Genomic DNA, 13,625 nt, shown 5'->3' on the forward strand with positions numbered 1-13,625 from the left:
GCTCTAAACAATAAGGCTGCGCCAAACGAGCGGCCAGACCCGACCGTTGGCGCAGCCTTATTCCGTTCAAGCACGGTTTTGCACGGAACCATTAGACCGAACTGATTGGTTTGTTTTCGTCCTGCAGCAATTGCACAGCGGCAGATGCCGCCTGCGCCAGCTGCTCGCATTGCCGCAAACGAATGCCAAAGAGCACGAGCGGGTCGCGGTACGCCTCAGGGTTTTTGCGCATATGTTTGAGCTCGCCTTCCTGGGCAGCGATCTCCAGCTCCAGCCGTTTCAACGTTTCATCGAGCGCCGTCAATGGCGCATGGAAAAATTGAGTGACATCACGCTCAAGCGATTTGGCAAACCATTCAAACGGCAGCAGCAACTGCTGGATGATCGCCTCCACCGCCTCAGCGTAATCTTGCGTCTGGATCAACTGCTTATACTTTTGCGCCAGCATCGCCTTGTTTTGCGCAAAGGCGCCGAGCAGTTTGCCCGCCCCTTTCAACAGCAGCTGGCTTGGCGTTCTCCGCAAGAAAACGTTCACCTTGCCCACTTGCACCCCGTTGATCAACCGATCCGTATCGCGCCGCCAATCGGCGAGAATGCGAAAATCGCATTCGAGCTTGAGCCGTTCCTGGCCGAACATGGCGTTAAACCCTTCGCCCATTTCATGCAAAAACACCTGGCATTCGTTGAATTCGTCTTCCGTCGCTGCAATCCACTGTTCCATGGCGCGGCGCAGCTTTGGCAGCGCCTCTTCATCAAGGTAAGCGCGAAGCCGTTCGTTCGCTTTGTCGTTCAATTCAAGATGCAAGCGGGAAAAATCGCTTTCTTCGCTCACAAGATCCGCCATGCTGCGCAACAGATCGGGAATCGCCGTCAACAGCTCGCCCCGCATTTCCGCCAAGACGGTGTGGAACGACTTTGCCGTTTTGGCCGTTTTCTCCTCTTGCAGGTCGCCAAGCTGATGAATGGCGCCGCTCAGTTTGGCCGCCATTTCTTTTTTCCATACGACCAGCTCCTCCAGTCGACTTTCCGCCTCGGCTCGCTGCCGGAACAAATGAGCGATGAACTGGCGGATCGTCGTTAAAATCGCTTCCTCGCGGCGGACAGGGGACACGCATCGGCGCATCTCCTCAAGCCAGCCGACGAGGGCTTGCTGTTGCTTGCGGCTTGGCGCATGCGGCGAATAGACCATGACATTGGCTTCCGGAACGATCGTACGAACGTGCGCTTCCACTTCCTCAACGATTCTCGCCGTCTCCTCTTCATCCACCATCCCATCGCCCGGAGGAAGCAAAACGCACATCGGCGCAGACGGCGCCCGCTCGCGAAGCTGCAGCATCAACTGTTCATCGGCGCTGGAAAACGGATCCTCACCGTTGAGAAGAAAAAGAATGCTGTCAGCAAGCGAAAACGACACAAGCGCTTCATGGTCGGATGAAGCGCGTCCACCGAGCGGGCCGATATCCAACAAGACAATCCCTTGCGGCACGAGTGAAAACGGCGCCGTGCATTCAATGACAGCGTCATCGGAGAATCGGCTTCCGCGGCCGCCCGTTGCCTGTTGAAATTCGTCAATGCTCGAAAAAACGGTAAACTGGTCGTCGCTGATTTTCGCCACTTCCATCTCCCCGCCGTTTCTCCACGCCAGCACCGGCGCAGATGGCGCCGCCAACGCTGCCTCGCCGACCAACGTCCGCAAAAACGCCAGCCGCTCATGGCGCGACGCCCCAGCGACCAAAACGAAATGCGTCCGCGAATCGGACAGTTGCCGCACGAACCAGCGGAAGCGGAAATGCGAGCCCGCCCGCTGCTCTTCCGCCCAATCGGCAATTTCTTCAAATAGCGACACACCCGCTTCCCCAGCTTGCCGTTTCGCATGGACGAGCCGCTTAGCGGCGTCGTTGACCATCTCTTCTTCAAACGCCTCAGGAAATTTCTCGCTCCACGCCAACAAGGCAGCCGCGGCCACCGCTGTCTCCGGACCGTCGGCTAAACTCACCCAGCTTTTGACAAGCGGTGGCACCACTTCCACCAACTCTTTCAATCGGTACGGCCCTTTCATCAATCCTGCATAGGCTTCCCCTAAAAGGCCGGGAATTCGCTTCCAGTCGTAGTCGCGGCCGATCGACAACTCATCATAGAGGCGGTTCCACTCTGCGAGCCACGAAAAATAGAGGTCACCATCCCGATAACCGTTCCATAGCGCCTGCACAAGCCGTTCAAACTTCACCCGATCCGTTTCGTACAACAGCGCCAGGCAGCGTGAAAACCGCGCAGGCGCCATCACTCTCGCATGTCCTTGTTCCACATAACCGGTCAAGATGTCCGCCCAGCGGCGCGCCGACGTCCGCACCGCCTCTCCTAAAGCAAGCTCGAGGGCGCTTTCCCAATCACCTTGCTCCTCGAAAAAGGCGCGCGCCCATTCGGTCATGTTCGGATAATCCGGATACAACGTCACGCCGCGCTTAATCATATCATCCGCTTTCGCGTTTTCCCCCAACTCACGGTAGAGCGAAAACAGGCGCAAAATGATTTCCGCATGCAACGTTTCGCTTTCCGTCTCAATCGAACGGTACAGCTCCTCGGCCAGCTCGAGCCGTCCAAGCTCATAGTAGCTGTCGGCGATATTTTTTTGCGCCCACGGGCGCAAATCGTCGTGATGGACTTGTTCCCATTTAAAAATGGCCGCTTCATAGTCGCGGCGGTGGAAATACACTTCCCCTTGGGCAAAGCGAATCGACGACAAATCCGCGCCATCCCGATGCGCCGTGAAAAACATATCGCCAAGCGCGCTGACAACGTCGCGTTCCCCCGCCTCGACGAGCGTCTCGTAAAATGTTTTATGAACAAGTTGCTGTTCAAACCCCATGTCGATCACCTGACTCGTATATTTGCCATGCATGTTCATTGTATGGCACGTTTTCGAATTTTATTTCTATCCTATACATTTTAACAAACTTTCGCCGAAAGGAACGTTTCAATTTGTTTTCATTTGCGAGACAAAACACAGCTGTTCCATTAACGAGAAAATGCTTCTGCGATCGCAGTAAGCGTGCGATGCCAAAAGAGAGAAAGGTCGGCAAGCCCGGCCCAGACAAATAGAGGTTCTATTGCGTACGGAAGAAAAAAATCTCCCATCACAATTCAGCTAAACCGCGATAGGAGATTGATTTCCGTGCGATTTCGCCGTATATGTTTAATCAAAAAACGAAAGTCTCCTATCACAGCGCCCTCTGATCCGGCGCTCGCAATAGGAGACTTTTTTTCACGCTACTTCGTGCGTTCCTTCCGTATGTAAATGGCGTCCCAGGAGAGACTCGAACTCCCGACCGACGGCTTAGGGCCGATGCCCCTTCCTCTACAAGCTTACTCGAAGAAGATGGATGCGTCGGGGCAACTCGGAGCCATTTCGAAGATGACTTTGCTCGTTGCTCTATCCTGCTGAGCTGCTGGGACATACCAATCATGACACTCTCATTATTCCGCTGCCCCTTCCTCTACAAGCCGATTCGAAGAAGCCCGATGCGTCGGGGCAACTCGCAGCTGTTTCATAGAAGCCTTTGCTCGTTGCTCTATCCTACTGAGCTGCTGGGACATCATCGACAGAACACGCCAATATTCCCACTGTCGGCTCTTATAACCAAATAAAAAATTCCCCTCTCGCACATGGAATCAATCTTCTTCCCTGGCGATCGGAGAACTTCGTTCCAGCGCCTTTTGCGCGTTCTTTTCGTATGGAAATGGCGTCCCAGGAGAGACTCGAACTCCCGACCGACGGCTTAGAAGGCCGCTGCTCTATCCTACTGAGCTACTGGGACATAGCAATCATGACACTCTCATTATTCCGCTGCCCCTTCCTCTACAAGCCGATTCGAAGAAGCCCGATGCGTCGGGGCAACTCGCAGCCTTTTCATAGAAGCCTTTGCTCGTTGCTCTATCCTACTGAGCTACTGGAACATCATCAATAAGAACACTCCCATATCCCTTGCTGTCTGCTCCCTAGCCAAATAAAAAATTCCCCTCTCGCACATAGACTTAGCGATCAGGGAACTTCGTTCCAGCGCCCTTTTGCGCGTTCTTTTCGTATGGAAATGGCGTCCCAGGAGAGACTCGAACTCCCGACCGACGGCTTAGAAGGCCGCTGCTCTATCCTACTGAGCTACTGGGACACAATCCATTAGGAAACTCCAATATCCTCGCTGTCCCTTCCTCTACAAGCCTACTCAAGGAAGCTTGATGCGTCGGGACAACTCGCAGCTGTTTCATAGAAGCCTTTGCTCGTTGCTCTATCCTCCTGAGCTACTGGGACATAGCAATCACGACACTCTCATTATTTCCGCTGCCCCTTCCTCTACAAGCTTACTCGAAGAAGCCCGATGCGTCGGGGCAACTCATAGTTGTTCCAAAGAAGCTATTGCTCGTTGCTCGATCCTGCCAAGTTGCTGGAGCATCATCAACAGAGCATACTCCACAATATTCACGATAAAATAAAGGAAAGCGGGTGATGGGAATCGAACCCACGACTTCAGCTTGGGAAGCTGAGGTTTTACCATTAAACTACACCCGCATGATCAATATCATTAGGACTTGTCTTAGAAACGACTGCAATAAAAATATAATCGCTAATTGTTTTTTTTGTCAATATCTTTTTTTGAAGTTAGTTAATAAACGCGCTCGAGAGGATTCGAACCCCTAACCTTCTGATCCGTAGTCAGATGCTCTATCCAATTGAGCTACGAGCGCATGATGGAAAAGCGGAAGACGGGACTCGAACCCGCGACCCCCACCTTGGCAAGGTGGTGTTCTACCACTGAACTACTTCCGCATCATGAGAAGAATTCATTCCTTCAAAACTAGATAACCGTCGGAAGAAGCCGCTTATAGGTCAAGCCCTCGATCGATTAGTATCCGTCAGCTCCACGTGTCGCCACGCTTCCACCTCGGACCTATCGACCTCGTCATCTTCGAGGGATCTTACCCGCCTGACGCGGTGGGAAATCTCATCTTGAGGGGGGCTTCACGCTTAGATGCTTTCAGCGCTTATCCCGTCCGCACATAGCTACCCAGCGGTGCCCCTGGCGGGACAACTGGTACACCAGCGGTGCGTCCATCCCGGTCCTCTCGTACTAAGGACAGCTCCTCTCAAATTTCCTGCGCCCGCGACGGATAGGGACCGAACTGTCTCACGACGTTCTGAACCCAGCTCGCGTACCGCTTTAATGGGCGAACAGCCCAACCCTTGGGACCGACTACAGCCCCAGGATGCGATGAGCCGACATCGAGGTGCCAAACCTCCCCGTCGATGTGGACTCTTGGGGGAGATCAGCCTGTTATCCCCGGGGTAGCTTTTATCCGTTGAGCGATGGCCCTTCCATGCGGAACCACCGGATCACTAAGCCCGACTTTCGTCCCTGCTCGACCTGTCCGTCTCGCAGTCAAGCTCCCTTGTGCCTTTGCACTCTCCGAATGATTTCCAACCATTCTGAGGGAACCTTTGGGCGCCTCCGTTACCTTTTGGGAGGCGACCGCCCCAGTCAAACTGCCCGCCTGACACTGTCTCCCACCCCGCTAAGGGGTGCGGGTTAGAATTTCAATACCGCCAGGGTGGTATCCCACCGCCGCCTCCACCGAAGCTGGCGCTCCGGCTTCCCAGGCTCCCACCTATCCTGTACAAGCGATACCAAAATTCCATATCAGGCTGCAGTAAAGCTCCACGGGGTCTTTCCGTCCTGTCGCGGGTAACCTGCATCTTCACAGGTAGTATAATTTCACCGGGTCTCTCGTTGAGACAGCGCCCAAGTCGTTACACCTTTCGTGCGGGTCGGAACTTACCCGACAAGGAATTTCGCTACCTTAGGACCGTTATAGTTACGGCCGCCGTTTACTGGGGCTTCGGTTCGCACCTTCGCTTCCGCTAAGCGCTCCCCTTAACCTTCCAGCACCGGGCAGGTGTCAGCCCCTATACGTCGCCTTTCGGCTTCGCAGAGACCTGTGTTTTTGATAAACAGTCGCTTGGGCCTTTTCACTGCGGCTCGTTCGGGCTCTTCACCCAAACGAGCACCCCTTCTCCCGAAGTTACGGGGTCATTTTGCCGAGTTCCTTAACGAGAGTTCTCCCGCGCGCCTTAGGATTCTCTCCTCGCCTACCTGTGTCGGTTTGCGGTACGGGCACCTCTTCCCTCGCTAGAGGCTTTTCTTGGCAGTGTGAAATCGGGGACTTCCGGATGACTCCGTCGCCATCACCGCTTGGCCTTACAATCCGCGGATTTGCCTACGGATCAGCCTTGCGGCTTGGACAGGCTCTTCCAGCCGCCTGCTCGCCCTATCCTCCTGCGTCCCCCCATCGCTCAAACGGGAAGGAGGTGGTACAGGAATCTCAACCTGTTGTCCATCACCTACGCCTTTCGGCCTCGGCTTAGGTCCCGACTAACCCTGAGCGGACGAACCTTCCTCAGGAACCCTTAGGCTTTCGGCGCAGAGGATTCTCACCTCTGTTTTCGCTACTCATACCGGCATTCTCACTTCTAAGCGCTCCACCAGTCCTTCCGGTCTGGCTTCAACGCCCTTAGAACGCTCCCCTACCGATGACCAACGGTCATCCCGCAGCTTCGGCGGCACGTTTAGCCCCGGTACATTTTCGGCGCAGAGTCACTCGACCAGTGAGCTATTACGCACTCTTTAAATGGTGGCTGCTTCTAAGCCAACATCCTGGTTGTCTTTGCAACTCCACATCCTTTTCCACTGAACGTGCACTTTGGGGCCTTAGCTGGCGATCTGGGCTGTTTCCCTCTCGACCACGGATCTTATCACTCGCAGTCTGACTCCCGGGCATAAGTCGTTGGCATTCGGAGTTTGACTGGGTTCGGTAACCCGATGAGGGCCCCTAGCCCAATCAGTGCTCTACCTCCAACACTCTCCATCCCGAGGCTAGCCCTAAAGCTATTTCGGGGAGAACCAGCTATCTCCAAGTTCGATTGGCATTTCACCCCTACCCACACCTCATCCCCGCACTTTTCAACGTGCGTGGGTTCGGGCCTCCAGCCGGTGTTACCCGGCCTTCACCCTGGACATGGGTAGATCACCTGGTTTCGGGTCGACGACGACGTACTTTTCGCCCTGTTCAGACTCGCTTTCGCTGCGGCTCCGCCTCTTCGGCTTAACCTCGCACGCCATCGTCACTCGCCGGTTCATTCTACAAAAGGCACGCCATCACGCATGAACGCGCTCTGACTACTTGTAGGCACACGGTTTCAGGTTCTCTTTCACTCCCCTTCCGGGGTGCTTTTCACCTTTCCCTCACGGTACTGGTGCACTATCGGTCACTAGGGAGTATTTAGCCTTGGGAGATGGTCCTCCCTGCTTCCGACGGGATTTCCCGTGTCCCGCCGTACTCAGGATCCGCTCGGGAGGGAACGAAGTTTCGACTACAGGGCTGTCACCTTCTCTGGCCGGCCGTTCCAGACCGGTTCGTCTACCCCGTTCCTTTCTCACTCCCACAATGAGCGGTCCTACAACCCCAAGAGGACATGCCTCTTGGTTTGGGCTGTTCCCGTTTCGCTCGCCGCTACTCAGGGAATCGCGTTTGCTTTCTTCTCCTCCGGGTACTAAGATGTTTCAGTTCCCCGGGTGTGCCCTCCATGCCCTATGGATTCAGGCATGGATACTGCCCCATTACGGACAGTGGGTTCCCCCATTCGGACATCTCCGGATCAACGCTTGCTTACAGCTCCCCGGAGCGTTTCGGCGTTTGCCCCGTCCTTCATCGGCTCCTAGTGCCAAGGCATCCACCGTGCGCCCTTTCTAGCTTAACCTACAGCGCTCTCGGCTTCTTCCTTTGCGTTTCCGGTTATCTAGTTTTCAAGGAACGATTTTTGTCATTGAGAGAACATGACTCGTTCCCTCAAAACTGAACGAAACAGAAGCGCGATTTGCTTTGAATAACGACTGATGTCCAGCTCCGGCTCGCCGCCGCTCGGAGTCAAATAACCTTCGCCTTCCGGGTGCAAGCACCCTTGCAGGCGAAGAACATTTGCCCATCGCGGCGACCCGCGAGCCTCCGCTTTTCGTCCTTAGAAAGGAGGTGATCCAGCCGCACCTTCCGGTACGGCTACCTTGTTACGACTTCACCCCAATCACTTGCCCCACCTTCGGCGGCTGGCTCCCTTGCGGGTTACCTCACCGACTTCGGGTGTTGCAAGCTCTCGTGGTGTGACGGGCGGTGTGTACAAGGCCCGGGAACGTATTCACCGCGGCATGCTGATCCGCGATTACTAGCGATTCCGGCTTCATGCAGGCGAGTTGCAGCCTGCAATCCGAACTGAGAGCGGCTTTTTGGGATTCGCTCCCCCTCGCGGGTTCGCAGCCCTTTGTACCGCCCATTGTAGCACGTGTGTAGCCCAGGTCATAAGGGGCATGATGATTTGACGTCATCCCCACCTTCCTCCGACTTGTCGCCGGCAGTCCCTCTAGAGTGCCCAACTGAATGCTGGCAACTAGAGGCGAGGGTTGCGCTCGTTGCGGGACTTAACCCAACATCTCACGACACGAGCTGACGACAACCATGCACCACCTGTCACCCTGTCCCCCCGAAGGGGGAACGCCCAATCTCTTGGGTTGTCAGGGGATGTCAAGACCTGGTAAGGTTCTTCGCGTTGCTTCGAATTAAACCACATGCTCCACCGCTTGTGCGGGCCCCCGTCAATTCCTTTGAGTTTCAGCCTTGCGGCCGTACTCCCCAGGCGGAGTGCTTATCGCGTTAGCTGCAGCACTAAAGGGTGTGACCCCTCTAACACTTAGCACTCATCGTTTACGGCGTGGACTACCAGGGTATCTAATCCTGTTTGCTCCCCACGCTTTCGCGCCTCAGCGTCAGGTGCAGGCCAGAGAGCCGCCTTCGCCACTGGTGTTCCTCCACATCTCTACGCATTTCACCGCTACACGTGGAATTCCGCTCTCCTCTCCTGCCCTCAAGTCCCCCAGTTTCCAATGACCCTCCACGGTTGAGCCGTGGGCTTTCACATCAGACTTAAGAGACCGCCTGCGCGCGCTTTACGCCCAATAATTCCGGACAACGCTCGCCCCCTACGTATTACCGCGGCTGCTGGCACGTAGTTAGCCGGGGCTTTCTCGTGAGGTACCGTCACCGCGCCGCCCTCTTCGAACGGCGCTCCTTCGTCCCTCACAACAGAGCTTTACGACCCGAAGGCCTTCTTCGCTCACGCGGCGTCGCTCCGTCAGGCTTTCGCCCATTGCGGAAGATTCCCTACTGCTGCCTCCCGTAGGAGTCTGGGCCGTGTCTCAGTCCCAGTGTGGCCGGTCACCCTCTCAGGCCGGCTACGCATCGTCGCCTTGGTGAGCCGTTACCTCACCAACTAGCTAATGCGCCGCGGGCCCATCCGCAAGTGACAGCCCAAAGGCCGCCTTTCAACCGAAGACCATGCGGTCTTCGGTGTTATCCGGTATTAGCTCCGGTTTCCCGGAGTTATCCCGGTCTTGCGGGCAGGTTGCCCACGTGTTACTCACCCGTCCGCCGCTGACCGAATCAAGGCAAGCCCCAATCCGGTCCGCTCGACTTGCATGTATTAGGCACGCCGCCAGCGTTCGTCCTGAGCCAGGATCAAACTCTCCAAAAGAAAGTTGATTGGCTTTTGCTTCGGCCCATGCGGACCTCCGCTTTTCGTCGCGCTTCGTTTCGTTCAGTTTTCAAGGAACGACAGTTACTATTATAAACAATCTTTCAAAAATGTCAACTACTGATTCTCTTCTAATTATTACCGCGTTCATTTCGTCGCGGCAATTATTCATTATACGCAGTGTTAACTATTTGTCAATAGTTTTTTTATTTCATGATTGTTCGATCGTTGCACTCCGACATTCCGTCGAAGCGCGATTTTTATTTTATACACTATCTCACCTTATGTCAACTACTTTTTTAGGTTGAACGCTCTCCCACCTACGCTAACGCTTAGAGGTGGGAGATTTTTGGGAACACCCGCCCCACGGCAGGCTGTCAACCAATCCATCCTCGTGCGTCCCACGGTTCGACTGCCTTACAACGACAGCAAACGAAACCAGCCCCCACTATCTACATTCGACTTGGCCTCCCGAATCGCTTCGACTGCTGTATGATATAATTTCTTAAAAAGAATATGTTGCAAGGAGCAGACCTCGAGGATCGCTATGTATATTTTTTAAGGAGGGAAGCAGCCGTGACCTATCCATTTTCTGCACTGCTTGACGGCTACCGCCGCCTTTGGCCGAACCGATCGCTGACGACCGGACCGCTTGATGAACAAGAAAGCCAAACTCTTTTGTATGAAACGATAAGGCAAGAGCTGCGCGATGAATGGACGCATCCGCGCGTGCGGCAATCGTCCGAAGTGAAGTTTTATTACGCCGTTAAGCGGGTGGCCGCTTCTGACTTGCCGGATGGCATGAAAGTAGCACTCATTCAAGCGTATTTGACGGTGATGGAACAATTGCAAGCCAATCATACATAAAACAGACGAATTCGGTTCACACTACTGAGCGAACAAACATTTCTTGTTAAGGAGGATGGCAGTTATGGCGTTAATTCCGTATGACCCGTTCCGGCACTTGGAATCGATTCGCCGGGATATGAACCGCTTTTTTGCTAGTGATTTTCCATCGCTGTTCACTCATATGGATGAGCAGCACTGGATGCCGCGCATCGACATGCATGAAACGGCCAACGAATACGTCGTTTCGTGCGATTTACCGGGGCTGGAGCGGAAAGAGGATGTGCACATTGACGTGCAGAACAACATGTTGACCATCAGCGGCACGATTCAACGCCACCACGATGTAAGAGAAGAACATATGCACCGGCGCGAACGCTTCTTTGGTCGCTTCCAGCGTTCGATCACCCTGCCGGCGGATGCGGCGACGGAAAACATTCGCGCGACGTACAAAAACGGTGTGCTTGACATTCATATCCCGAAAACAACGACAGGAACGAAAAAACGCGTTGATATCGAGTTCCATTAATGCGGAAGGGAGCGGCTTATCGACCGCTCCCCTTTTCGTTGCCCTCGCTGCTTGAGCGGATGACGAGCTCTGTCGGCACGACGACCTTTTTGCAAATCGCTCGTTTCGTCGTCAACCGTTCGATGAGCAGCTCAACCGCTGTTTCACCCATAAATTCTGTGTATACTTTCACCGTCGAAAGCGGCGGGTGAAGAAATGCTGCCGTCGGAATATCATTGAATCCGACAATCGCCGCCTCTTCCGGAACAGCGATCCCGGCTTCATGCAGCGCACGCAGGGCGCCGATCGCCATCGAGTCGCTGGCAATGAAAAACGCCGTCGGCAAGTCGCCGCCTGAAACAGCCTCTTTCATCAGCCGATAGCCATCTTCAGCCGTGAAGGCACCGATCCATACATAGCGGGAATCATACAGCCCTTTGACATACAAATATTCGTAAAACGCCGCTTCGCGCTCATCGCGGATCGGCGTTTCCTCGTCGACATATTCACGGCCGCCGATATAACCAATTTTCGTATGCCCCAACCGAAGCAAATAATCAAGCACTGTCACCGTCGCTTGACGCAAGTCGATGACGACTGAATCAAACCGATGCTCATCAGGCGAACAGTCGACAAACACAATTTGTTTGGCCCCGGCGGCAAAAACCTCGACTTCCTTCGGCCCGAATTTTCCGACAGCGATGATGCCATCGAGCGCCTCCATCCGTTCAATCGGATAGGCACCGTTTTGTTTAAACAATTTGACGAGTTCGATGCCGCGGTCAAAACACTCTTTTTCCACTCCGAGGCGAATCGCCATATAATACGGGTCATCGATTTCCTGGCGCTCCGAATACCAGTGAATGAGCCCGAAGCGAAACGATTCGCGCGCTTGCTGGCTTCGCTCCCGCAATGTTTTGTAGTTCAGCTCTTGGGCGACTTCAAAAATGCGCCTTCTCGTTTCATCGGAAACGGACAGCGTTGCATCGTAATTAAGCACGCGCGACACCGTCGCGACCGAAACGCCGACTTTTTCCGCGATTTCTTTTAACGTAGCCATCGTCTGTTTGCGATCCCTTCCTTATGTTTCATATGAAACGCGTTTTTTCGCCGCATTTAAACAAGAGACGACATGCGCTCCACAGCGTGCTGCAGAAAGCGGCGAAACGCATCCTTCCCTCGCTTGTCCCGCTTAAACACCCCGGCATGTTCCAACACGGTCACAAACCGTTGTCCGACTTCGTGCCGCAAAATGTCATGGACGTTGTCCTTCGTGATGTCCGGATAGGCCGAGTGAATGGCTTCGCACCAATCCCAATGTTTATGCATCGACTCGTCCCAGTCTTCTTTTTTTGTCCGATGCACGAGATAATCGGCCAGCGTCTCCAGTTCCACGGCAAGCCGTGCCGGCAGCACCGCCAGCCCCATCACTTCGATCAAGCCGATATTTTCTTTTTTAATATGATGCAATTCTTCATGCGGATGGAAAATGCCGTACGGATGTTCCGCTGACGTCCGGTTGTTGCGCAACACGATGTCCAACTCAAACAAATCGCCGCACCGCCGGGCGATCGGGGTGATCGTGTTGTGCGGAACATCGCCGCTGTAGGCCATAATCTCGACGCTTGGGTCGCTGTACGTCCGCCATGTTTCATACAAAAAGGCAGCCGCATCCAACACGTCCTCTTTTGGTCCAGTCAAACGGATGACGGACATCGGCCAGCGCACAATGCCGGCTGTGACCGACGGAAACGATGGCAGCGGGATACACTCTTCGATCTCCGCCTTTTCCATCGCAAACGGATAACGCCCTCCTTGGAAATGGTCATGCACTAAAATCGAGCCGCCGACAATCGGCAAGTCGGCGTTCGAGCCAATGAAATAGTGCGGGAACTTTTCGACGAAATCGAGCAAGCGCTCAAGCGTCTTCCGCTCCATTTTCATCGGCACATGTTCGGCGGAAAAGACGATGCAATGTTCATGATAGTACACGTAGGGAGAATATTGGAAATACCACTGTTCATCCAATAACGTGATCGGGATGACACGGTGATTGGAACGGGCGGGATGACGCCACGTTCCTTCATACCCTTCGTTTTCTTTGCATAATACACATTTTGGATACGAGGATGACGGCATCTCTTTTAATTTGGCGATTTCCTTCGGGTCTTTTTCCGGCTTCGCCAAGTTAATGGTGATATCCAATTCTCCATAGATGGTTGACACTTTCCAGTGCTGATTGTTGGCGATGCGCGCCGTTTGAATGTAATTGGACGCTTGGCTCAACGAATAAAACCAGTCCGTCGCCTCCTGCGGGCTGCGGCGGTACCGCTCGTAAAAGGCGCGGATCACTTCCGACGGCCGCGGCATGACGCAGTCCATCAGTCTCGCATCCCATATATCGCGCTCGGTCGTGGTATTCGTTTCCAACAATCCTTGTTCATACGCCCAATCAATCATAGCGTCCAATACCGGGGCCGGCGAGGCCAAGGGAACGTCCTTGACCTCGGCCGGCTGCCATTCCGTGAGTCGGAGCGTTGCCAGCAGGCGGTTGCGCGCGTACACCACATCTTCCGGCGCTAAAAGGCCGCGTTGCTCGGCATAACGGATCAGTTGTTCAATCGCCGTCCAAATTCGTTCCAT

General features: G+C 54.4%; 5 protein-coding genes, 5 tRNA genes and 2 rRNA genes. 2 read left to right on the forward strand and 10 right to left on the reverse strand.

Features of this window, described 5'->3' with window-relative positions; translation table 11 throughout:
* Positions 1–91: 91 nt before the first annotated feature.
* From QWV57_RS10915 to QWV57_RS10950, 8 genes are all read right to left on the reverse strand, one after another.
* Entirely contained in the window at positions 92–2,905 is a 2,814-nt protein-coding gene (locus QWV57_RS10915; protein ID WP_301099910.1) for a tetratricopeptide repeat protein, read from the reverse strand.
* 833 nt (positions 2,906–3,738) lie between these two features.
* Positions 3,739–3,815, reverse strand: a tRNA-Arg gene (locus QWV57_RS10920).
* A gap of 274 nt (positions 3,816–4,089) precedes the next feature.
* Positions 4,090–4,166 (reverse strand) — tRNA-Arg (locus QWV57_RS10925).
* A 327-nt stretch (positions 4,167–4,493) separates the two neighbouring features.
* A tRNA-Gly gene (locus tag QWV57_RS10930) sits at positions 4,494–4,564 on the reverse strand.
* A 102-nt stretch (positions 4,565–4,666) separates the two neighbouring features.
* Positions 4,667–4,740: transfer RNA gene (locus QWV57_RS10935), tRNA-Arg, on the reverse strand.
* Positions 4,741–4,750: 10 nt separating this feature from the next.
* Positions 4,751–4,822 (reverse strand) — tRNA-Gly (locus tag QWV57_RS10940).
* 56 nt (positions 4,823–4,878) lie between these two features.
* Positions 4,879–7,807, reverse strand: a 23S ribosomal RNA gene (locus QWV57_RS10945).
* 262 nt (positions 7,808–8,069) lie between these two features.
* Positions 8,070–9,628: ribosomal RNA gene (locus tag QWV57_RS10950) — 16S ribosomal RNA — on the reverse strand.
* The 16S and 23S rRNA genes sit together here with 5 tRNA genes alongside, the layout of an rRNA operon.
* A 576-nt stretch (positions 9,629–10,204) precedes the next feature.
* Here QWV57_RS10950 and yoyC point away from each other — a divergent pair.
* Positions 10,205–10,495 carry a protein YoyC gene (gene yoyC / locus QWV57_RS10955; protein ID WP_081212822.1) on the forward strand — a complete coding sequence of 97 codons (291 nt, stop codon included), beginning with the start codon at positions 10,205–10,207 and terminating at the stop codon, positions 10,493–10,495.
* Between the two features lie 64 nt (positions 10,496–10,559).
* Positions 10,560–11,003, forward strand: coding sequence for an Hsp20/alpha crystallin family protein (locus QWV57_RS10960; protein WP_033006456.1), 444 nt, complete (start codon positions 10,560–10,562; stop codon positions 11,001–11,003).
* Positions 11,004–11,019: 16 nt separating this feature from the next.
* Here the strand turns inward: QWV57_RS10960 and QWV57_RS10965 are convergent, their stop codons facing one another.
* Together QWV57_RS10965 and galT are read right to left on the reverse strand one after the other, a co-directional pair.
* Entirely contained in the window at positions 11,020–12,042 is a 1,023-nt protein-coding gene (locus QWV57_RS10965) for a LacI family DNA-binding transcriptional regulator (protein ID WP_020756380.1), read from the reverse strand.
* A 56-nt stretch (positions 12,043–12,098) separates the two neighbouring features.
* Positions 12,099–13,625: a UDP-glucose--hexose-1-phosphate uridylyltransferase gene (galT, locus tag QWV57_RS10970; protein ID WP_129447305.1), complete on the reverse strand. Its 1,527-nt coding sequence runs from the start codon at positions 13,623–13,625 to the stop codon at positions 12,099–12,101.

Source organism: Geobacillus zalihae, assembly GCF_030414215.1.
Taxonomy (GTDB): domain Bacteria; phylum Bacillota; class Bacilli; order Bacillales; family Anoxybacillaceae; genus Geobacillus; species Geobacillus zalihae.